This window comes from Paenibacillus sp. DMB5, assembly GCF_001517085.1.
Taxonomy (GTDB): domain Bacteria; phylum Bacillota; class Bacilli; order Paenibacillales; family Paenibacillaceae; genus Paenibacillus_AQ.
Genome location: NZ_LRAC01000125.1, coordinates 72,989 through 95,050, shown reverse-complemented (window position 1 = coordinate 95,050; position 22,062 = coordinate 72,989). Strand labels below are relative to the sequence as shown.

Sequence of the window (22,062 nt, the reverse complement as noted above, 5' to 3'; positions counted from 1 at the left end):
GAGAAGTATTCAGGCAGGTGCCCTCGCGGTGCTTGCCTTTTTGTGTGGCTGCAAACCCCGGTGTTTACAGTATTGCAACAGATTCTTTACACTCCACATACATAACCCCGCAGACCCGTTAATATCCAGCTTCTACAATGAGTGCGTGGGAAAAATTACATACATAACGAAATGACCAAAGGTTTAATAGAAGGGATGATTGGTTTGAAAAGAAGTGTGCTGCACTTATCCATGAAATGGAAGCTGATTCTAAGTTTTACTGCGATTTCGCTGATCTTTTTAGGAGTTGCGCTGCTTCAGGGACAGAAGATTAGCCAGGTGGAGCTATCGATGGAACGCCAGAAGTCGGAGATGGAAAAAAGAATCACCGTTTCGACCATCACCCAGCTGCTGCAGGAGCTGAACAGTCTGGAGACCTCGCTTGCCGAATCAAGTGACCTGGAGCTGGCAGAGCCGTTTATGGACAAGCAGCAGCAGCTTGACGAAGCTGTGGCCAAGGTAGATTTTGATAAAGAAACCGCCGCGTGGAAGGATCTGCAGCTGCTGAAGTCCGCAATCAAAATGTATACCGGCCATGTCGGTAAGCTGATAGAAACGCTGGAGGATCCAAGCCTTGACCCGCTTACGGTGCTTGAGGAGATTGACGGTCTGCATACAAATGCGCTGGCTGTTCATCAGCAGCTGCTCAACATTAACACCTCGCTCTACAAGGCTGCAGCGGATAATGCCGACCAGGCACAGGCAGATTCCTTCAGACTGCTGGAGCACACTGTATCGATTGTTTATTATGCCGCTGGTGCAGTAGTCCTGTTCATGCTTGTACTTGCTGTGCTGCTGACACGCTCATTCCTTGCTCCGGTAGGCAGGCTGCAGCACGCACTGCGCAATATCGCTGAAGGGGATCTCCGCCAGCAGATCAATTCCCCGTATAATGATGAGCTGGGACGGCTGAGCTTCCATTTTGACCATATGGTGAGCAGAGTGCGTGATATGCTGCGCCAGACGGTTCAGGTTGCTTCGACACTGGCGGATTATTCACGGTCCTTTCAGGAATCCTCCACGGTTACGGCAAATACAAATCAGGAAATTGTCAGAACCATTCAGGAGATTTCGATAGGTGCAGACCAGCAGGCGGTTCAGTCTGAACAGAGCGCGCTGCTGCTGCGGGAGCTCGAACGGGAAGTGGCGGAGATTACCGACTATACCGACAAAATGCTGGCGACCAGCGGCAGTGCTGATCATAATGCACGCAAAGGCTCCGAGACGGTCGGAGAGCTGCAGCGGATTTCGCAACGCTCCCGCTCTTCTATCAGCAGAGTGTATGAAGCACTGGAGAAGCTGGTAGAGCAGTCAGGTGATATTTCTCGGATTACTAACTCCATTACAGAAATCTCCAAGCAGACGAACATTCTCTCGCTGAATGCGGCGATTGAGGCGGCGCGGGCCGGGGCTGCAGGCAAAGGGTTCGCTGTCATTGCTGACGAAGTCCGCCACCTGTCGGTGCAGACCAGCGATTCTTCGATTCTGATCAGCCGGATTATCGGAGAGCTGCAGGAGAGCATGGCCGGATTTCAGGAGTATATGCTGGATACGAAAAAAAGCCTGGAGGAGCAGGATTCCCAGGTTGCGGAAACGCTGGCTTCTTTCCAGGCCATTGACGATCGATTGCCGGTATCAGCCGGCAGATTACTCTGATTCACGGAAAAGTGGAGGAGACGCGGCGGATTAATTCCCGGCTGGGCGAATCGATCCATTCCGTAGCCTCCGTTGCCGAGCAGACAGCGGCAGGGGTTCAGGAAGTGAATGCATCGAGCACCCAGCAGGATCAGGCCATTCACGATATTGCCCGGCAGGCACTGGAAATCAGCGAGCTTTCACAGCGGCTGTTCCGGGAGATCAATGTGTTCAAGATCGGTCAGGAGGAGGACGCCAAGCCTCACGGCGGGCAGCTGCTGATTATTGAGGAAGCCCGCAGCAGCAAGGACAACGCAGACGAAGCTCCGTTACTGGCGATCGCGGAGTGACGCGTGCAGCGAAGCCGCCAGCTCAGGCAGCCAGCCGGTAAGCGGCAGGAAGACGAAGCCCGCAGTGCGGGCTTTTGCTGTATCCATATGCCAGGACTCGGTTATGCCAAACGGGGACATATCACTTTCTTCGGTCCTGCTTGGTGTTATTGCCTGTACGCCTGTAACGGCTTCGATCAGGGAGATGATCTCCTGAATGGTCATTGCCCCGTCCGAGCAGGCGTTTACAGGTCCGGTGAGCGGGGAGAAGCCGACCCAATACAGGAAGTCTGCAGCCTCATCGGACCGGATAAAAGAGATCAGAGCTTCAGGATTCGGAATACCGACAGGCTTGCCTTCCATGATGTGTTCAATATGGAAATGCAGTCTGCGCGTGTAATCATCCGTTCCGAGCACAATCGGAAAACGGACCGCCGCCGCAGGAAAGGCCGTCTGGTTCAGCAGAATGGCTTCGGCCAGCCGTTTGCCCTCCTGGTAGCTGAAGTTTTCCTTGGGACCGAGGGTGACAGGATAATGTGCCGGGTCAAAATCGGCTTCACACAGCATTTGCTGGCTTGGATCATATACGGACAGGCTGGAGGTCAAAACATACCGGCCTGCCGTATCTGCGAAAATCCTGGCTGCCGCCGCAGCATCGTCCGGCGAGTAACAGATGTTGTCGTAGACGACATCGTAGTGCCGGCCGCGAACGGCCGCAGCCAGCGCCTGCGCATCAGAGCGGTCGGCGGTCAGCCGGATCACCCGCTCACCAAAGTTATCTTCTGTCTGTCCTCTGGTTAAAATCGTTACCTGTGTATCTTCGTCCTCCAGCAGCCGCTGTACCAGCCGTTTGCCGAAAAACCTCGTTCCTCCGAGTACAAGTATGCTCCTCATCATTTCCCTCCTTGGTAAAATCGAATTGCCATGCAGATTCCTTGAGTCCGCTGGCCAGTTTATTGGGCCTGGATCAGTTAAGCCGCCATCATCAGCACGCTGCCGTACCTTCCTGTACGATCAGCAGCAGTGCGGACGGTATTGTGCCGGGCCCGGACAGTGCTGATGCCGGCTGCCATTGTAATCCCGGCAGCATTCTCCCGGCGCAGCAGTTCCAGCATTACGGGAAGCTGGCCCTGCTCGTAGGCTTCCGCCAGCGCGCTCAGCAGCCGCCGGAAATCGCTGTCTTCGGGCCGGGCCGGCCCATCCGCTGTCAGCTCCATGCGCACAGCTGCGAGAGCCTGCCGGGCCCGGTACAGTGCGGCTTTGACCGCTCCTTCCGTGGTGTCTAGCTGATCAGCCGTTTCCTGTGCCGGGTAGCCAAATACATCCCGCATCAGAAATACCGACAGCTGGAGCGGCGGCAAATATTTCAACAAGGCGTGGAAGGCCGTTTCGAGTTCCGTCAGGCTAAGGGGCTCCTGCTCCGCAGCAGCATCTGCCGGCTGAATTACGCGCTCTGTTGCACGGTTAAGCGCAGCTTTGCGCCGCAGGCTGTCAATCCATGTATGTTTGGCAATCCGCAGCAGTAGTGCCTGCTGATTGGGGCTTGCAGACCACCCACTGTAGCCCAGCGCCTTGGTCCAGGTGTCCTGGGCCAGATCCTCAGCCTCATGCACGGAGCGGGTGAGCGCCAGGCAATAGCGGTTCAAGGCTGCATCAAGCGGCTGCAGGCGTTCTTCAGCTGCGGTATCCGTTAGATCATGTTCATCAACGATTAACATGCTCGTTCATCTCCTTTTCGGCAATCCTTACCCCATGTTTAGTTCCCTCTATTATATAAGCGAATATCTACAGATAAAAGGTACGCTGCCTGCAGCATTTTATTTGCGGGGTGATTTCCGTATCTTTTTCCGGCATTCATTCGATTACAGGGTATTACTCAATAGAAATTTCAAGGAGGTATGAAGGATGAGTGTTATCCCTTATGTAGTTGAGCAGACGGGCAGAGGTGAGCGTTCCTATGATATTTATTCGCGGCTATTGAAGGACCGGATTGTATTTGTGGGGGCGGCGATAGATGATCAGCTGGCCAACAGCATCATTGCCCAGCTGCTGTATCTGGCGGCCGAGGACCCGGAGAAGGATATTCAGATGTTCATTAACAGTCCAGGCGGTTCGACTACCGCCGGGTTCGGTATTTATGATACGATGCAGGTAATCAAACCGCAGGTCAGTACGATCTGCACGGGGTTTGCGGCTTCCTTCGGTTCATTGCTGCTCCTGGCCGGAGCTCCCGGCAAAAGATTTGCGCTGCCAAACAGCGAGATCATGATCCATCAGCCGCATGGCGGTGCGCAGGGCCAGGCCAGTGACATTGCCATCAGCGCCAGACGGATTCTGCAGATCAGGGAGAAAATCGTCAAGATTACTGCAGAGCGGACCGGCCAGCCGGCAGAGCGGGTCGAGCGGGATATGGACCGTGATTTTTTCATGACAGCGGAGGAAGCGCTCCATTACGGCATTATCGACAAGGTGATTTCAAGTTTATAACCAAAGGAGCTGACGTACATGCTGAAGGAATTGCTGGGACAGAAGGTGGCGGTACATTTTCTGGACGGAACAAGTGTGAGGGAGGGCGTGCTGGAGGAGCTTGACGAACGTTTTGTAAAATACCGGACGGAGTATCAGCTGCTCTATATTCCTCTCACTTCCATCCGTGCAGTAGCGCTTGAAACCAAGGAACGGGAACGGCCGCGGGTCGGATTCGGGCAATAGACATTCGTTACACCGGTAACATGGGGTTCCGGAGAAGGACTTAATAACCCAAAGATTATCCTTATGCCGTAAGGGCACAGGGATAGTCTTTTTTTGTACTGACAGGATTCCATTGATAATCATTATCAATTATACTGAGAGGAAAGAAATGCTACTGATGGTGGTGAGCGTCGATGATACAAGAGAAGATGATGATTGAGCAGGCGGGTCAGCCGGCTGACTGGGACGGGCTGGCCTTCCGGCTGTTGTCGGTTCAAGTGCTGAAGGGGAGCGACGAGGTGCATTTGCCCCAGCAGCTTGTCTTATCCTATGCACTGATTATAGTAACCGGCGGTACGGTGCAGCTGCTGGCGGACACCGGGCTGCTGGAGCTAACAGCAGGCTCGGTCAGTCTTTGTCTTCCAGGGCAGACCTTCGGAGCTGTGGAGCAGTCAGGGAGTCTGGAGATGTATGTGTTTTATTTTAACGTCTATCAGTACGGTGCAGCGGACGAGGGAAGCCGTCTCCTCAAGGATGCGCAGCTGCTTCCGCAGACCAGCCTGCTGGCACAGATTCCGATGCCGTTTATATTGACAGTATGCAATGAGCTGGCGCAGAAGGAGGAAATGGAGCAGCGCAAGGTCAGCTTCCGGGCGCAGATTGCTTTTCAGGAGCTGCTCTACAGTATCCGTGTAAGCGGCCGGCAGCGTCCCAGGGATACGAATTATGCGCTGGAGCAAGCAAAGAAATACATAGAAGAGCATTTCACCCGGGATTTGACCTCACAGTCACTGGCCCAGGCTGCCGAATTCAGCCCCAAATATTTCAACGATCTTTTTAAAAGGAAATACGGCAAAAGCGCCCTGGATTATGCCACCGAGCTGAGGCTCCAGCAGGCCAAACGCCTGATGGCGGAGAGCGGCGCCAAGCTGAGGGAAATCGCCCATCAGGTCGGGTACGCTGACGAATTCTACTTCAGCCGCAAGTTCAAAAAGATGATCGGAGTGCCTCCGGCAGTCTACATGAAGAGCCGCCGCCGCAAGCTGGTAGCCTACTCCTCCTCGCTGCTGGGGCAGCTGCTTCCATTGAATCTGATGCCGTATGCGGCGGCACTTCATCCCAAGTGGACGGAGTATTATTACCGGAACTACCGCAATGAAATTCCCGTACATATCAGCGCGTACCGCAGCAACCAGGACTGGCAGGCCAATCTGGAGGTGCTGCGGCAGGTTTCCGCCGATCTCATTCTGGCTGAGGATTCGCTGCAGGCGGAGGAGAAGGCGGCGCTTGAGCAGCTTGCACCGGTCCATTATCTGTCATCCGAGCCGGCTGACTGGCGCAGCCCCTTTCTGGAGCTGGCAGAGCTGCTGGGGGAATCCTGGCAGGCAGAGCAATGGCTGGCCGCCTTCGACTGGGAGGCGGGGCAGGTCAGGGAACAGCTGCATGCGCAGATCGGCAGTGAATCGGTGGTGGTTATCCGGATGCTGCATAATAAGCTGTACCTGCATTGCAGCCGCAGCATGGCCAGCATGATCTACCGGGAGCTGCAGCTGAAGCCTGCTTATGAAGCCGGAGGGGAAATCTACAATATTCCGGTGACTCCGCAGGAGATTGCAGCGATCGGTGCCGACCATCTGCTGATGCTGATCCGCAGGGAGAGTGACACGCTGAATGAATGGAGCCGGCTGCAAAATGATCCGCAGTGGCTGAAGATCGCGGCTGTGCAGCGTCACCGGGTGCATTTTCTGGCCTCCGATCCCTGGCGTGAACAGTCTGCTTATGCCCAGCTGCGGATGATCAGGGAAACCAGGCAGCTGTTCCTTGGCCAATCGTCCATACATGTTCCGTAATTTGTCCATGGAGCACCGGCTGGCGTCCCGCTATAATCGGTAATGATAATCATTATCATATTTGAGAATGTTAAAAGAGTGGGATGAGATGAAACGAGCGGCCGGATTGAAAGCAGCCTTCCTGCTGGTGCTGGGGGTTGTCCTAATTGTTATTGTCAGTGTGTTATCAGTGCTCTACGGTTCCAAAGACATAAGCTACATAACGGTATGGAATGCACTGGTGCATTTCGACCCGGATAATATTGACCACCAGATTATCCTTACTTCACGAATCCCCAGAGTTGCCGGAGCACTGCTGATCGGCGCCTTCCTGGCGGTATCAGGGGCCCTCATGCAGGGGATGACCCGGAATTATCTGGCCTCACCTGCTATTATGGGGGTCAGCGACGGCTCCGTCTTCGCGATTACCCTGTGTATGGTGTTTCTGCCGGGCACGTCATCCATGACGATGATTCTGTATTCGCTGGCCGGTTCTGCACTGGGCGCTGCGCTCGTGTTCGGAATATCCAGGCTGGTACCCGGCGGTGCTTCTCCGCTGACTATGGCCGTCCTCGGCACAATCATCGGTACCTTCCTTGGCGGTGTGTCCCAGGCGCTGTCGGTTTATTTTCAGGTGTCGCAGGATATCAGCTTCTGGTATAACGCAAGGCTGCATATGATGGACCCGGCGGTGATCAAGCTCGCTATTCCGTTTGCGGTTGTAGGGCTGACGCTGGGCATGCTCATGTCCCGGCCCGTTACCATGCTGTCGCTTGGTGAAGAAACAGCCGCAGGGCTGGGGCTCAAGGTGACAGCAGTCAAGGGTCTGACGATGCTGAGTGTTGTCCTTCTGACAGGCATCTCGGTGGCCATTGCCGGCAAAATCGCCTTTGTCGGCCTGATTATCCCGCACATTACGCGGCTGCTAATCGGGCAGGATTACCGCAAAATCGTTCCGTTTGCCGCGTTTTTCGGGGCACTGTTCCTGGCGGCATGCGACCTGATCAGCCGGTTCATTAATTATCCGTTCGAAACACCGGTCGGCGTGGTCACAGCACTATTCGGGGTACCGTTCTTCCTGTATCTTGTGAAGACGAGAGGGGGCAGCCAGACATGACTAAGCCTTCTCTTGCACCGAAGTCCAAGCAGCGGAGATTTTGGCCGCTGTTCCTTGTGCTCAGCCTGCTGACGCTGGCCGGAATATATGTCAGTCTGACCAACGGGACGTTTGATCTTACCGTTAAAGATGTGTTCCGCACGCTGCTGCGGATTAATCCTGTAGAGGATTATGATCTTGTGATCTTTGAATTCCGCCTGCCGCGCATCGTGCTCGGTGCGCTCGTCGGCTTCGGGCTCGGCATCGCCGGTACCGTCCTTCAGGGAATCTCCCGCAATACGCTGGCGGATCCGGGTATTCTGGGTATTCACGCCGCCGCCGGAGCATTCGTGGTATTGTTTATGTTCTTTACTGCAGGCACTATGCAGGCCCCTGCCTGGCTGTCGATCATGTCTATGCCGATGTTCGGCTTCATCGGCGGACTGGTCGCGGTTGTGCTGCTGTTCCTGTTCGCGAGGCAGCACGGCGAGTTCCATCCGCAGCAGCTGATTCTGGTCGGGATTGCACTGGCCTCGGGCTTCGGGGCGGTTACACTGTACATCTCGCTCAAGATGGACCCGCAAAATTTCGAGATGGCCACCGTCTGGCTGGCCGGAAGCCTCAATAATGCGAACTGGCGGCAGATTCTGTCCACGCTGCCATGGCTGATTATCCTGACGCCAATCATCTGGCGGAGGGGGAGAGTGCTTGACCTGATGCAGCTTCACGAAGTAAGTGTTAAGGGATTGGGTGTTGCAGCCGGCCGTGAAAGACAGATCCTGCTGCTCTGTTGCGTCGGGCTGGTCAGTGCCTGTGTCTCTGTATCAGGCAGCATCGGCTTTGTCGGGCTGATTGCCCCGCATATCGCAAGACGCCTGATCGGCAATACTTACCGGTACATTGTTCCTTTATGCGGCATGATCGGAATGCTGATGGTGGTGCTGGCCGATTTCATCGGCAAAACCGTATTTGCACCGTCGCAGCTGCCGGTTGGAATCGTTATCTCTATTATAGGCGTACCTTATTTCATCCTGCTGCTGTTCAAGGCACGTGTGAAATAAGATTACAAGCAGAGTCCAGGACGCTGAGCTTCAGCGCGCCGGGGCTCTTTTTTTTAAATATAGCAGAAGCCGTTAAGAAGGTATTGGATTCCTGCTGTTACACATACTACTATTGCAGAATAATGCAGATAACGGCGAAATGGCGCGAAGGGCGGACTTGAAGCAGTTAGCAGACAAACCAAAACGGGTAAGGTTAATTGATGCGCCTGAAGCCGGAGGTGAGCTTGCTGTTTGGTTGTAAAATAAATTCGTATGAAGAAAGGCGCTGCTGTGATACAATAGCCTAGTTGTCCTTCTTGCCGGATATGATGTTCGGATGAGCTGCTTCTTTTGACAGGATATGTTTATAAATCTTAGAAAAATGAAGCATGAGCGTGTATTTACATGCGTTCAGGAGTATTAACAGGATAATCGCAAGATTTTACAGACTATGCATCAATTTTTGTCGTTTTTTATTGATTTATTGCTGTGCTTTATGTATAATCAGCCTTGTTGATTTTTCATAGGATGTAGCCTGCCCAAGCTTGATGAAACGAAACGACTGACAACGAAACGAATCCAGAGCAGCAAGGCTAATAACTAATAACTTAAGCAAATTTAGGGGGTTATTAATTGTGGGAAAAGCGTTAATTATTGGCGCTGGCGGTGTAGCAAGCGTTGTTGTTCATAAATGCTGCCAGAACCCGGATGTATTCGAAGAAATCTGTATTGCCAGCCGTACGGTGTCGAAATGTGATGCTCTTAAGGAGAAACTGGATGGCGGCCAGACGAAGATTTCTACGGCTCAGCTTGATGCGGACAACACGGAAGAAGTTATTGAACTGATCAAGAGCTTCCAGCCGGATGTCGTGATTAATGTGGCTCTCCCATACCAGGATCTGACGATCATGGATGCTTGCCTGGCTACCGGAGTGCATTATGTAGATACAGCTAACTACGAACCGCAGGATACTGCGAAATTTGAGTATTCCTGGCAGTGGGCGTACAAGGAAAGATTTGAGAAGGCCGGAATTACGGCGCTGCTCGGCAGCGGCTTTGACCCGGGCGTAACCGGTGTGTTCACCGCTTATGCGCAAAAACATTACTTTGATGAAATTCACACGATTGATATCGTTGATGCGAACGCCGGCGACCACGGTTACCCGTTTGCTACCAACTTCAATCCTGAAATCAATATCCGCGAAATTACCGCTAACGGACGCTACTTTGAGAACGGCGAGTGGATTGAAACGGCTCCGCTGTCCGAGAAGAAAGTCTACGATCTCCCGGAGATCGGCCCTAAGGATATTTACCTGCTGTATCATGAAGAGCTGGAATCCCTGGCCAAGAATATTAAAGGCGTGAAGAAAATCCGCTTCTGGATGACCTTCTCGCAGAACTACCTGACTCACCTGAAGGTGCTGGAGAATGTCGGCATGACTTCGATCGAGCCGATTATGTATGAAGGCAAAGAGATTATTCCTTTGCAGTTCCTGAAGGCAATCCTGCCTGACCCGGCTTCCCTGGGACCAAGAACCAAGGGTAAAACCAACATTGGCTGTATCATTCAGGGTACTAAGGACGGCCAGCCGAAAACCTATTATGTCTACAATGTCTGCGATCACGAAGAATGCTACAGAGAAGTGGGCTCCCAGGCCATTTCCTACACAACCGGCGTTCCTGCCATGATCGGGGCTATGATGATTATCAAGGGTATCTGGAACAAGCCGGGCGTACACAACATCGAAGAGTTCGATCCGGATCCGTTCATGGATGCACTTAACAAACACGGGCTGCCTTGGCAAGAAGACTTCTCGCCAACGCTGCTGGACTAGGGCGTAAGGCAATGAAAGAAATCGATATCGACATCAGCTCGCTGCCGTCACCTGCCTATCTTGTCGATGAGCGGCTGCTCAAGAAGAACCTGGAGACCCTGAATTACGTGCAGGAGCGCACCGGTGCCAAGATTCTTCTGGCGCAAAAAGGATTCTCCATGCACGCTCTGTATCCGCTTGTCGGCAAGTACCTGCATGGCGTCACTTCCAGCTCCCTGTTCGAGGCCCGTCTGGGCTTCGAGGAGATGGGCAAGGAAGTGCATGTCTATGCGCCGGCCTACATGGAACGTGAATTCGATGAGCTGCTTGGCTATACCGACCACATAGTGTTCAACTCGTTTGACCAGTGGAACCGGTTCAAGGACCGCGTGCAGAATGCCGGCAAGCCAATCAGCTGCGGAATCCGTGTAAATCCGGAATACTCCGAGATTGAAGTGCCGCTCTATGATCCTTGCTACAACTACTCCCGTATGGGCGTAACCCTGCCGAACTTCCGTCCGGAAGAGCTTGACGGCATTGAAGGGCTGCACTTCCATACGATGTGTGAGCAGAACTCCGATACACTGGAGCGTACGCTCAAGGTTGTAGAGGAGAAGTTCGGGCAGTATCTGCACGGGATGAAATGGCTCAACTTCGGAGGCGGCCATCATATTACCCGTGACGATTATGACCTGGAGACACTGATCAAGTGTATCCTGCATATGAAAGAAACCTATAACGTACAGATCTATCTGGAGCCGGGCGAAGCGGTAGCGCTGAACACCGGATATCTGGTAGCAACTGTGCTTGATACGATGCACAATGGCATGGATATTGCCATTCTCGACACTTCGGCTGAATGCCATATGCCTGATGTGCTCGCGATGCCTTACCGGCCGAACATCATCGGCTCCGGGCAGCCTGGAGAATATCCGTACACGTACAGACTCGGCGGCATGACCTGCCTGGCGGGTGATATTATCGGGGATTATTCCTTCCCGGAACCGCTCAAATACGGCGACAAGCTGGTCTTCCTCGACATGGCGATTTATTCCATGGTCAAGAACCATATGTTCAACGGCGTGAACCTGCCGGCCATTGCTTCTTACAATGACGAAGAAGGCCTGAAGATCATCCGCGAGTTTGAATACAGCGACTTCAGCGGCCGTTTGTCTTAATTCTTTTATAATAGAGTGCCCTGTAAGCTGGCTGTGGTTGGCTTGCAGGGCGCTTTTTTGATTTCTCGTGGATAGTAGATAGTGGATAGCTGCACTTTGTACACTTATTATGCTCATTTTCGCTGTTACCACGGCTTTAGCTGCACTTTATACAACTAAAAGCGGCTATTTTGGCTCTAATAGGCAAAATGGGGGATTTTAATTGCACAGACTGCAGTTAAAATGAAAAACCGCCTCTTTCCGCTCCGAATAGTTGCAGAAAGTGCAGTTATATCACCCCCTTGAAGCACTTTTTCAAAAAGGATGAAAAAACAGCCCCGCATCACCGCCTATTAGGCGGGACACGGGGCTGTTTTGAATGGAGACACTTTTGTTTAGATGCACTTTAGCTGCACCATAGCTACATCATAGCAAGACTGCATCATTTCATTGTAATCGCAATTTCCTCCTGCTGCGGCAGCCAGCTGACGGTGGCGCCGAGCTGCTCGCTGATAAAGCGCAGCGGGAGATAGATTGTACCGTTCACAATGAAGGGCGGTGTGGCGAGGGTGACTGTAGTACCGTTGACCGTTGTCTCCCCGCTAACGGTATTAATAGAGATAGAGAGAGACGGTTTACTTACGGCGGTTCGGGTGATGGTTACTATTTTCTCAACCTTGGAAGCTGTGCCGCCGTTACTGGTGGGAGTCGTCGTATGGTTCTCTTTATAGGCAACGATGGCTCCCAGCTTATCAAATAAAGACCGCAAGGGAACGAAGTTCTGGCCGCTGCGGGTAATTACACCATTTGTCAGATTAACCGGCTCCCCGTTCAGCGTTACAGAGATCGGCTTCTGCATAGGCACAGGCTGATCGAAATCGAAATCATAGTTGGCGTAGCCGAGCTGAGCGTTTTTGTTGACGCCCCAGCCCCAGAGGGTGCCGTCACTCTTTTGCATGATAATGTGGCGTCCGCCGTCCTGCATGGAGGTGATGTTGGATGTCAGTAATTTGAATACAGCATCTGCTGTGATGGTCTCTTCCCCGATAGAGGTCGTGTATACTTTGCCGTCAGCTGTCAGGGCAACGATAGAACGTTCCATAATATAGGCGTCCGTTACATTTTTGATTCCGGTGAAGCGCAGCGGTATCGTTTGCTCATGAAAGGTGGTGCCGTCGGAGCTGCCGGTAATCGTCATTCCCCGGAACCAGAGGTTAGCGCTATTGTCGATAGCAAGTGTGCTGCGCCCGTTGTCGTGAAGAATACGGATATCCTTCAGTCCGGTTACAGGTGCCGGATTCATCACACCGCTGGCGGCAACCGGATTATAAACCGACTCGACGGGCCAGGTCCAGACCGTGCCGTCTCCGGCAAGCGCAAAGTTATTTTCCAGCCGGATGATGCCGCTCAGCTTCCGGACAGACTGGAAGGATGCCAGCTGATCGGTTGAGGTCCAGACCGTCCCGTCCTGCTTCAGGAACAGGAATCTTGTCCAGGAGCCTTGCTCATTATCCTCAAAATAACCCCCGGCGGCAGTTACTCCGTCTATTCCGGCAACAGGGGAGAAGGAGACCTGTGTAGCACCGTCGTTCGGTAACGCTGCCTTATAAACCTCACCCTCTGCGTCTACAGCCAGATACGTACCCTGTACCATGGAAAGACCGGTCAGATTCGTCAATTCTGCCACCGGCAGCGTTTCAATGGCTAAGGTCTTGGTGTTGGTCTGCCATTGCCAGACGGAGTGATCCTGCTTAACAGCTAGCCCTCCGCCTCCAGCCAGGGTGAAGGAGGATTTAACCTCCGCAAGTCCCGGTACACGTGTAGGCACCGAGCGGCTGTCGCCCCAGACCCAGAGGCTGCCGTCTTTTTTGATCAGATGAGTACTTCCATAGGAGGCAATGCTTGAGATGGCAGAGGCTGTGTCTGCTGTGCGGGCATCTGCGGCAGCTGTTCCGGGTCCTGCACCGGATACACTTACAGAAGCAGCCAGTCCTACGATCAGGCCCAGAAGCTTTGACCATTTTTTCATTGTGGATACCCCCAACCTTAACGTATTTTTCTTATATAGGTAAATAAATGAAACTAATTCTTCTAGAATTAGACGCACACAAAACTTAAAAGTTGCTTCTGACCGCCCTAACCCGTATCATCTTCTTTGCAACAAAATATACCAATTGCACGTCATATGGTAAGATATAAGAAGTTTATTATACATAAATTTACAGATTGAGTGCGGAGGGTTCGGCTTGAATCTATTTTATATTGTTATGTTCTTATCATTATGGACTGTAGGAGGAGTATTCCTCATCTACAATCGTAAATCCAATCTATGGGTGGGTTTGACGCTGGTGACCGGGGGAATGGCCAGTTTTGCTTTTTCCATTCACCTGACCATTATGCCGTTTATTCTTCCCAGGTACATTCTACCGCCGGAATTAAGCACCGTGATCTATCAAATGAGTGTTGCGGCCATGACGATCTATTTCTATCTATTTCCTTATGCAGCTTGTATGGGGGCTTTATGGCTGGGTGCGATAAGCTCAATCAGGAACAGGGTTTGGCTATCCATAGCCCTTTTCATACCGGCCCTTCTTGTGCTGCTCCATCATCTGCTGTATGAACCATGGGCCAGCTTTGAGATCAGCCATTTCCGCCTGTGGGCAGGGTTATATTTCCTGCTTAGCTTTGTATTCTATGGAATAGCCTTCACACGTGAAAAAGAATTCTACTCCAAGAAGAGTAAGAAAAGGGTCGGCGTAACTTTTACACTCGGCACATTATTTGCGTTTGTAACTGATTTTGTAGGATTCCGTTCCCTGACGATGGGGGAGTGGAGCTTTGAACTGGAGAGTAACGGGGCATGGAAGTACAATGTTGTCGTGGTACTCGGTCTTCTGGGTGTCATTATATTTTATCTGGTGAAGAACGGCTTCATGGGTATTAAGCTTAGGATTGAACGTGAAAGAATGGACCTGTCCATGCGGGCGCTGACGATGGGGGTCTCCATTCTTAACCATTCCATCAAGAACGAAATTCAAAAAATCAATTACTTAACCGAAAAGACGGAAGGTTATATCCAGAGCGGCCAGTCAGACAAGTCTCTTCAGTCGCTTGAACAGATTCATCATGTGACGGCACACCTGCTGGATATGGTAGGGAGAATAAAGGATAAGGCCGATGATATTGTGCTCAGTGAAACACAAATGGGCATTAATGAACTGTTCACAGCGGTCCTGCAGCCGATGCAGCCGCTTCTGGAGAGCCGTTCAGTTCAGGTAACTATTCAGCAGGAGCAGGACGGGGAGCTCATCTGCGATACCCTGCATATCAAAGAGACACTGTCGAACCTCATTCAGAATGCTGTCGATGCGATGGAAGGCAAAGGCGGTATAATTTCATTGCGTACAGTGAGGTCCAAACGCTATTTACTGATTGAGGTTACTGATAACGGGAGCGGCATACCCAAGGATCAGCTGAGAAAGATCTTTGAACCCTTTTATACGACTAAAAAAAATGCCCATAATCATGGTCTCGGATTACCTTATTGCGTGTCGGTCATGCGCAAACATGGAGGCAGGCTTACTATTGAAAGTGCAGAACCGGGTAACGGGACAACGGTAATGCTGCATTTTCCGATACAGCGTTATATAGCACCGCCGGAGCGGAGCATGTTCGCTTCATCAACGCCTATGACTAAAACTGTCAATCGCTTCTGAAATAAGTGAGCTTATTCTTGATGCTCTTCAGCTGGGATTTGATGGTGTTGGTTGATTTATGAAGCTTATCTGAAATTTGCTGTTTGCTGAGGCCCTCTTTTCTCAGGTCAAAAACCTCACGCTCCATAGGGGACAGCTCCATCAGCTGGATCTCACTGCGCATAACACGGGCGGCATCTGCGTGGATCGTCGAACGGTCCTCGTAGGCTTCCCTGATGGCGCGCACGATATCTTTATAGCTTAGCTTGGTGATGTAATTGAGCGCACCGTATTGGAAGGATTTCATAATGATCTCCTTCTCGGTAAGTGAGGTAAGCATGATCACTTTGACTCCCTGCTCATAGAGCCTGGATAATATCTCTTTGGCGGCTTCCAGACCATCCAGATTGTTGCCGGTCAGATTAATGTCCATCAATATAATATCCAGAGAATGGGTAAAGGCCGCTTCAACCGCTTCTTCTTTCGTGCCGGCGACAGCAACAACCTCAATATCCGGCTCCTCCGCCAGATCAGCGCTTATATTGTGCTGCCAAAAGGGATCATCCTCCACTAACATGACACGTATACGATCCATTGGAATACCCTCCATCACTATATCTACAGGTTAGCAATAGTATAACAAAGGAATCTCCCGGGCTGGTAGGGTGATTTTTTTTCACCCTCGTGATTACAGGGGGGGGTGAAAAAAGTTCATCCTCCCCAATCCTTATGCAGCGCTATAAGCTATGGACTGTAAACGGCGGCTGTGCGCCGGAATACAGAGAGGAAACGGAGTGACCACAACATGAAAGCTGAGGCGGAAAAAATGTATGCCCCGCAGGGACCCAAGGGCTCCTGGCTGAGCGGGAATTTGATGGAATACCGGCAGGATCCTACGGGATTTCTGACAGACCTGCAAAAAGAATACGGAGGTGTGGCGCAAATCCGGTTCGGTCCTCAGAAAATGTACGTTATCTATGATCCGGACCTTCTAAAAGAGGTTCTGCTGACTAAGCATGAGCATTTTATTAAACTTAAGGCTTTTAAAGAGGCACGGCTTTTTGTCGGGGACGGGGTTGCTACCAGTACAGGAGCCAAGCACAAACGGGTAAGAAAGCTGATACAGCCGCATTTTACGAGAGCCCATATTCAGACCTATGCAGAGCAAATGGTGCAAACGGTGCGAAATGAGCTGGACCGCTGGATGCCGGGAGAACGCCGCATTCTGACGGAGGATGTCTCGAACATTACCTTTGCGGTTATTGCAAAAACCTTGTTCAGCCTGGAAGGCGGCGGATATACCGATTCGATCCGTGAGCCATATGAGCTGATTAACCGTATGTGCTCCGAGCGTATGCGTTCTTTGTTTCCGGTGCCGCTGTTCATCTCAACGGCCAAGAACCGTGCTTACAAAAAAGCGCTGTATGAACTGGACCAAGCCGTCTATACCATACTTCAGCAGCGGAAGGACAATCCCGGGCAAGGCGCAGGGGATCTGCTCTCCGTATTGCTTGCCGCAAAGGATGAGAACGGGGCGGGCATGACGGACCAGGAGCTGCGTGATGAGCTGATGATCATGTTCATCGCGGGGCATGAGACCTCGGCTAACGTACTTTCCTGGGCATTCACCTATATCCTGCAGCAGCCGGAGGTAGAAGAAAAGCTGTACGAGGAATGGGACCGGGTGCTGGGCGGGAGTGATCCTACAGATGCTACCTATATGCAGCTGACTTATACCCAGAATGTGCTTAGAGAGGCCATGCGGCTGCGCTCCCCGACCTTTTTTACCGGACGGTCGGCTACACAGGATGTGGAAATTGGACATTTTACGGTGAAGAAAGGGCAATCCATACTGTTCAGCCCCTATGCCATGCACCAGAACCCCGAATACTTTCCCGACCCGTTATCCTTTATTCCGGAACGGTTCGAGAATGATTTCCTGAAGAAGATTCCGCAGTTTGCCTATATTCCATTTGGAGGAGGGCCGCGGGGCTGTGTCGGAAATCATTTTGCGATGATGGAAATGGTGTTTGCCATGTGTATGATCGGTCAGCGTTACCGGCTGCAGCTGGCTCCGGCCCATCCTCCGATCGAAATGGAACCGCTGATGACCCTGCGTCCCAAGCGGGGCATTCAGGTCATTGTAAACAGCCGGTGAGGCTGATACACAAAATTTTAATTTTTTTACAATGATACTTATAGTCCGTCGACTCCAGTCCGGCATCTGGATTAACATGTAAATATAAATAAGAGAGTCAAAGGGTGCTGGTGAATGAATATTTTACAGGATTTTGGAATCCGGCTGAAAGAATTAAGGCTGCGCTCGAGTATGTCCCAGGATATGCTGGCTTCCAGGTCCGGGCTGGACCGGACTTATATAGGCAGCGTGGAGCGCGGGGAACGCAATGTGTCGCTTAAGAATATCGAAATTCTGTGCAATACGCTGGATGTGGATATAAGCTATTTTTTCGACGATGAACGGTTTTCCGTGCATTCCGCCTTTTTCAAGCAGGAGCTGGCAAGACCGCTCGAAGAACGGTTCAGCTACAGCCTGCTGATCGAAGAGAATCTGCTGGCCTGGAAAGTGACCGGAGCCCTGCATCCGGATGAGGTCAAACGGATCTGCCTGGATTTAAAAGCGGCCTGCCGTCAGCTTACGCCCGGCCAAGTCAAGCTGCTGATTGATAACAGCAAGATGATGACCAAGGGCCAGCCTATTGCTTTTCTGCACGAGGTCACGGAGATATGGGAAGAGCTTCAGCGGTGGTTCATTCCTTACTGCGAGCAAGTCATCGTTCTCTGCAACTCCAAATTCATGCAGAACCAGATGAACCGGCTGGCGAAACGGAGCGGGATCATTAAAGTGCAGAAGACGCTCTACGCTGAAGATAAACAATGGCTGGCTGCCGATGAGATGGAGCTTATCGATCTGCTTAAAAGGTATCTGGAAGCGTAGTTGCGCCGGGAGAATAAATCAAAGGTGACTGGAGTACAGACGGATGAAGGCGGCTGTACGCGCCTTTGCTTTGTGCAAATTCATATTATTAAGATTAGAATAATTGGAGATGAGAAAGACGCATGAACCATTTTTTATCGAATCATAGCAGGAATGTAACCGTTATGTTTTTGGTTTTACTGCTGCTGTCAAACAGCTTTTCCTTCTTTGAGGCACCTACAGGGAGTGCCATGGCAGCGGCCAGCTTCAAAGCCTCGGCAGCTCCAGCCTCCGCGACCATTGAAGCAGGGGCGAAAGCAACCGTGAACCTGAGCGTGACTTCATCAGAACATACCGAAGTGCTGCTGGATGTGGAGTTTTTTGATGCAGCACTGCAGAATGTCGGCAAGGTGTTCGTAGACCATATCAAGCTGGAAGCAGGTGTAGAGAGGACTGTGCCGCTGGTCTGGGATGTGCCGGCTAATCTTCCGGCAGGAGAGTATATCGTCAGTTTCGGGATTTTTGGAGCCGGCTGGAAAGGCGGGAACAGCAAGTGGTACCCGGGGGCAGCCAAGATCACCATCACACAGGGCCAGCCGCAAACCAGCTTCACGGCAGCAGCATCGGCTGCTCCCGGCGTCATCCACGTCGGTGAGCAAGTGGCGATTGAGGCCACGGTTACAGCAAATGTGTATTCGGATGCGCTTGCCGAGGTAAGGATTCTTCATTCCAGCGGGGTTTCCGTCCATCAGCAGGTGTTCAATAAGAATTTTCCTGTTAATCAGCCGGTAGTATTGTCGGTGAACTGGAGAGCACCGGAAGATGCTTTAACTGGAACCTACCATATAGAGGTAGCTGTGTATAGCCCGGATCGTTCTAAAACCTACACGGTTAATCCAGCTGCGGCACAGTTCACTGTAAGTTCCGTTAATGCCCCGCAGCTTCCTGCACCGTCTAATGTGAAGGCGGTATTGGCAGCTGACAGTGTCACAGTAACCTGGGATAAGGTTGCAGAGGCAGCCACTTATGAGGTGGAGGTGGACAGCGGTGGAATTCTGGAGGTGACAGGCACCTCTTGCGCTCATATCGGATTAAAGCCGGATACCATTCATACCTACAGAGTCAGGGCAAAAAAGGGCGCTGATACCGGGCCGTGGAGTACAGCAGTCAGCGTTAAAGTCCCTCCGGCCGCAACCGGGGTACATCCTTTTAAAGTTCTGACTGAAACAGGAACCAAACAAAGCACCTCCTCGATTACACCCAAAATCAAAGTCAAGAATAACAGCAAAACAGAGATCAGCCTGAAGGATATAAAAATCCGTTACTACTATACGGCCGACTTCACGAATGAAGAAGAAAAGTCCTTTAACCTGGGATTCTACAGCCTGGTGAAATGGAGAACGCTCGCGGCTGCTGACGTAATAACCCGGTTTGTCAAAATGCCGGTTCCCTCCGGGCAGGCCACGCATTACCTGGAGATCGGCTTCACAGAGCAGGCAGGCATGATTAAGCCGGCGGAAGAGCTTCTGTTCAGCGGCTGGATGAATAAGAGCGACTGGTCTGCGTTCAATCAATTGAATGATTACTCGTTCCTGAACACTTCTGCGGAAACAGAAAGTTTCAAAACGGTAGTCTATCTGGAAGGTGTGAGGGTATGGGGAACCGAGCCGGAGCTTCTGAACATCCCGCCTTTTCCAGATCCGGTGGAGTCTGAGGCTAAAGACACTTCGGTTACCTTAACCTGGTCAACCGTTCCGGGAGCAGAGGGCTATGAAGTTTATGCGGATGGAGTGATAACGGCTGTATCCGGCCATAAGTTTGTCTATGATTTTTTGAAGCCGGGAACACAGCATACATTCAAAATCAGGGCCATCAAAGGAGATACAACCAGCTTGTGGAGCTCGCTGTTCACCGTCAAGACAACCGGAGAGCAGCAGCTTCCGCAGCCTGTAGGCATCAGGGCAGAGAAGACCGGAACTTCAATTACGATCAGTTGGAAAGCCATGCAGGAGTCGGTTACCGGCTATGACATTGAGGTTGACGGTGCAGTTACACCAGCGGGGACTAATCTGGTCTACGCACACAGCGGATTAACACCGGCTTCGCTCCATACGTACCGGGTCAGGGCCAAAGACGGAAGTACGCTTGGACCTTGGAGTGACAGGATCAAAGTCAATACACTCCGTACTCCTGACGGTCCTTTCGGAGTTCAATTCCAGATTGATCCGTCCGCGGAAAGATCGCCGATCAGTCCTTATATTTACGGTTCAAATGAAGATCTGACTGGTACCGAGAATCTAACGGCACGCAGAGCCGGCGGCAACCGGTTCTCAGCCTACAACTGGGAGAACAACGCTTCGAACTCGGGCAGCGACGGAGGTTTCGTCAGTGACTCCTTTGTTCCGTGGTATTACGGAGGAATTCCGGTCTCGGAAAGTGAGAAATGGGAAATCCCCGGGAGTGCTGCGGTTGCCTTCCATCAGGAGTCACTGGAGAAGGGCGCATATACCCTTTGGACCCTGCCCATGGCGGGTTACGCAGCCAAAGATAAGGGGTCAAAAGTGACCCAGGCGGAAACGGCTCCTTCCAGCAGGTGGGTGGATGTAAAAGCGGCCAAAGGCAGCCCGTTCAGCCTAACCCCGGATTTGAATGACAATGCGGTGTATAACGATGAGCTGGTCAATATGCTTGTTTATGAGTTTGGCCCGGCCTCTTCTCCCACTGGTATCAAAGGCTATTCCATGGATAACGAGCCGGGACTCTGGAATCACACGCATGAATACATGCACCCTGAAATGACTAAAGGTGCCGAGGTTCTGAACAAATCCCTAGAGCTTGCCAAAGCGGTTAAAAATGTAGATCCATCCGCAGAAATGTTCGGTCCGGTCTCCTACGGGTTCAGTGACGCTTATATGGTGGATAACAAGCCGGAATGGAATGAGATCAAAGGAAACTACAGATGGTATCTCGACTATTATCTGGACAATATGGCGAGAGAATCGAGAAAAGAAGGCAAACGGCTGCTGGATGTGCTCGATATCCACTGGTATTCCGAGGAAATGGGAGGCGGAACCCGGATCACGAGTACAGCACTGGAGAAACACTCACTGGAGACACATAAAGTGCGTGTTCAAGCGCCGAGATCACTGTGGGATCCGAGTTATCTGGAAGATACATGGATCGGGGACTGGTTCAGTGCGTTCCTTCCAATCATTCCGTCCATGAAACATTCGATTAACACCTATAATCCGGGAACGAAAATGGCGATCACCGAGTACGACTTCGGCGGCAGTCATCATGTATCCGGCGGAATTGCACAGGCAGATGTGCTGGGTATATTCGGCAAGCAGGGCTTATACATGGCTAATTACTGGAATATGGCGGGTACCTCCAGACTGTCCCAAATCCCTTACCTGTCTTCAGGGTTCAAAATTTATAACAACTATGACGGCAATAACTCGAAGTTCGGGGATACAAGTGTGAAGGCCGACACCAATGACATTGAGAACAGCTCTATTTACAGCTCCGTTTTCAAAGACAGTGACAATAAGCTGCACATGATTGTAATGAACAAAAACTTTGATTATGAAATGAAAGCTTCCTTTTCCATAGGCGGGTCCATCCCTTACAAATCGGCAAAAGTGTGGGCATTCGACGAGAACAGTCCGCAGATTACCGAAAGAAACGGGGTCTCCCAAATAGAAGGCAACACCTTCACATTGACTATTCCTAAACTGACGGTAGCCCATATCGTACTGTCTGCAGACTGAGGCCGTGTACAAATTTTTCAGGGATCAAATCG

General features: G+C 51.6%; 17 protein-coding genes. 13 read left to right on the top strand and 4 right to left on the bottom strand.

Going from position 1 to position 22,062, the window contains the following annotated elements; genetic code table 11:
- Positions 1-204 precede the first annotated feature (204 nt).
- Both AWJ19_RS16790 and AWJ19_RS16785 read left to right on the top strand, forming a co-directional pair.
- Positions 205-1,695, top strand: a complete 1,491-nt coding sequence (locus tag AWJ19_RS16790) for a methyl-accepting chemotaxis protein (protein WP_068725419.1) — start codon at positions 205-207, stop codon at positions 1,693-1,695.
- Positions 1,696-1,706: 11 nt separating this feature from the next.
- A complete protein-coding gene (locus AWJ19_RS16785) occupies positions 1,707-2,024 on the top strand; it encodes a hypothetical protein (RefSeq protein WP_068725418.1) in 318 nt (105 codons plus the stop codon).
- Here the strand turns inward: AWJ19_RS16785 and AWJ19_RS16780 are convergent.
- Complete coding sequence (locus tag AWJ19_RS16780) at positions 2,004-2,897, bottom strand: NAD-dependent epimerase/dehydratase family protein (protein ID WP_068725416.1); 894 nt, start codon at positions 2,895-2,897, stop codon at positions 2,004-2,006. The genes AWJ19_RS16785 and AWJ19_RS16780 overlap by 21 nt on opposite strands.
- Before the next feature lie 77 nt (positions 2,898-2,974).
- Positions 2,975-3,721, bottom strand: coding sequence for a sigma-70 family RNA polymerase sigma factor (locus AWJ19_RS16775; RefSeq protein ID WP_068725414.1), 747 nt, complete (start codon positions 3,719-3,721; stop codon positions 2,975-2,977).
- A gap of 187 nt (positions 3,722-3,908) precedes the next feature.
- Between AWJ19_RS16775 and clpP the strand changes: the two genes are divergently transcribed.
- The 7 genes from clpP to nspC all read left to right on the top strand — a co-directional run bounded on the left by clpP (position 3,909) and on the right by nspC (position 11,651).
- Complete coding sequence (gene clpP / locus AWJ19_RS16770) at positions 3,909-4,490, top strand: ATP-dependent Clp endopeptidase proteolytic subunit ClpP (RefSeq protein ID WP_068725413.1); 582 nt, start codon at positions 3,909-3,911, stop codon at positions 4,488-4,490.
- 18 nt (positions 4,491-4,508) lie between these two features.
- Complete coding sequence (locus AWJ19_RS16765) at positions 4,509-4,715, top strand: hypothetical protein (protein ID WP_068725411.1); 207 nt, start codon at positions 4,509-4,511, stop codon at positions 4,713-4,715.
- A 173-nt stretch (positions 4,716-4,888) separates the two neighbouring features.
- Positions 4,889-6,544, top strand: coding sequence for an AraC family transcriptional regulator (locus AWJ19_RS16760; protein ID WP_068725409.1), 1,656 nt, complete (start codon positions 4,889-4,891; stop codon positions 6,542-6,544).
- A gap of 88 nt (positions 6,545-6,632) precedes the next feature.
- The gene (locus AWJ19_RS16755) at positions 6,633-7,640 is read left to right on the top strand and encodes an iron ABC transporter permease (RefSeq protein WP_068725407.1); all 1,008 of its coding nucleotides are present in this window, start codon (positions 6,633-6,635) and stop codon (positions 7,638-7,640) included.
- On the top strand, positions 7,637-8,680 hold the full coding sequence (locus AWJ19_RS16750; RefSeq protein ID WP_068725406.1) for an iron ABC transporter permease: 1,044 nt from the start codon (positions 7,637-7,639) through the stop codon (positions 8,678-8,680). The genes AWJ19_RS16755 and AWJ19_RS16750 overlap by 4 nt, the downstream gene beginning before the upstream one ends.
- Positions 8,681-9,294: 614 nt before the next feature.
- Complete coding sequence (locus AWJ19_RS16745) at positions 9,295-10,494, top strand: saccharopine dehydrogenase family protein (RefSeq protein ID WP_068725404.1); 1,200 nt, start codon at positions 9,295-9,297, stop codon at positions 10,492-10,494.
- Between the two features lie 11 nt (positions 10,495-10,505).
- Complete coding sequence (nspC, locus tag AWJ19_RS16740) at positions 10,506-11,651, top strand: carboxynorspermidine decarboxylase (RefSeq protein ID WP_068725402.1); 1,146 nt, start codon at positions 10,506-10,508, stop codon at positions 11,649-11,651.
- 421 nt (positions 11,652-12,072) lie between these two features.
- Here the strand turns inward: nspC and AWJ19_RS16735 are convergent, their stop codons facing one another.
- Positions 12,073-13,659, bottom strand: a complete 1,587-nt coding sequence (locus tag AWJ19_RS16735) for a stalk domain-containing protein (protein WP_082707953.1) — start codon at positions 13,657-13,659, stop codon at positions 12,073-12,075.
- Between the two features lie 217 nt (positions 13,660-13,876).
- On the opposite strand from AWJ19_RS16735, the gene AWJ19_RS16730 reads away from it, so the two are divergent.
- Positions 13,877-15,346: a HAMP domain-containing sensor histidine kinase gene (locus AWJ19_RS16730; protein ID WP_082707952.1), complete on the top strand. Its 1,470-nt coding sequence runs from the start codon at positions 13,877-13,879 to the stop codon at positions 15,344-15,346.
- Here AWJ19_RS16730 and AWJ19_RS16725 read toward each other — a convergent pair.
- Positions 15,333-15,920, bottom strand: coding sequence for a response regulator transcription factor (locus tag AWJ19_RS16725; RefSeq protein WP_068725399.1), 588 nt, complete (start codon positions 15,918-15,920; stop codon positions 15,333-15,335). The two genes, AWJ19_RS16730 and AWJ19_RS16725, sit on opposite strands and share 14 nt — an antisense overlap.
- 210 nt (positions 15,921-16,130) lie before the next feature.
- Here AWJ19_RS16725 and AWJ19_RS16720 point away from each other — a divergent pair, with 210 nt between their 5' ends.
- From AWJ19_RS16720 to AWJ19_RS16710, 3 genes are all read left to right on the top strand, one after another.
- Complete coding sequence (locus AWJ19_RS16720; protein ID WP_082707950.1) at positions 16,131-17,483, top strand: cytochrome P450; 1,353 nt, start codon at positions 16,131-16,133, stop codon at positions 17,481-17,483.
- 114 nt (positions 17,484-17,597) lie between these two features.
- Positions 17,598-18,281 (top strand): helix-turn-helix transcriptional regulator, encoded by a 684-nt coding sequence (locus AWJ19_RS16715; protein WP_068725397.1) that lies wholly within the window; start codon positions 17,598-17,600, stop codon positions 18,279-18,281.
- Positions 18,282-18,445: 164 nt separating this feature from the next.
- Complete coding sequence (locus AWJ19_RS16710) at positions 18,446-22,030, top strand: glycoside hydrolase family 44 protein (RefSeq protein ID WP_068725395.1); 3,585 nt, start codon at positions 18,446-18,448, stop codon at positions 22,028-22,030.
- Positions 22,031-22,062: the final 32 nt, after the last annotated feature.

Coding starts and splice junctions, on each gene's coding strand:
- AWJ19_RS16780 (WP_068725416.1), bottom strand. CDS start 2,897: ATGAGGAGCATACTTGTACTCGGAGGAACGAGGTTTTTCGGCAAACGG.
- AWJ19_RS16775 (WP_068725414.1), bottom strand. CDS start 3,721: ATGTTAATCGTTGATGAACATGATCTAACGGATACCGCAGCTGAAGAA.
- clpP (WP_068725413.1), top strand. CDS start 3,909: ATGAGTGTTATCCCTTATGTAGTTGAGCAGACGGGCAGAGGTGAGCGT.
- AWJ19_RS16765 (WP_068725411.1), top strand. CDS start 4,509: ATGCTGAAGGAATTGCTGGGACAGAAGGTGGCGGTACATTTTCTGGAC.
- AWJ19_RS16760 (WP_068725409.1), top strand. CDS start 4,889: ATGATACAAGAGAAGATGATGATTGAGCAGGCGGGTCAGCCGGCTGAC.
- AWJ19_RS16755 (WP_068725407.1), top strand. CDS start 6,633: ATGAAACGAGCGGCCGGATTGAAAGCAGCCTTCCTGCTGGTGCTGGGG.
- AWJ19_RS16750 (WP_068725406.1), top strand. CDS start 7,637: ATGACTAAGCCTTCTCTTGCACCGAAGTCCAAGCAGCGGAGATTTTGG.
- nspC (WP_068725402.1), top strand. CDS start 10,506: ATGAAAGAAATCGATATCGACATCAGCTCGCTGCCGTCACCTGCCTAT.
- AWJ19_RS16735 (WP_082707953.1), bottom strand. CDS start 13,659: ATGAAAAAATGGTCAAAGCTTCTGGGCCTGATCGTAGGACTGGCTGCT.
- AWJ19_RS16725 (WP_068725399.1), bottom strand. CDS start 15,920: ATGGATCGTATACGTGTCATGTTAGTGGAGGATGATCCCTTTTGGCAG.
- AWJ19_RS16720 (WP_082707950.1), top strand. CDS start 16,131: ATGAAAGCTGAGGCGGAAAAAATGTATGCCCCGCAGGGACCCAAGGGC.
- AWJ19_RS16715 (WP_068725397.1), top strand. CDS start 17,598: ATGAATATTTTACAGGATTTTGGAATCCGGCTGAAAGAATTAAGGCTG.
- AWJ19_RS16710 (WP_068725395.1), top strand. CDS start 18,446: ATGTTTTTGGTTTTACTGCTGCTGTCAAACAGCTTTTCCTTCTTTGAG.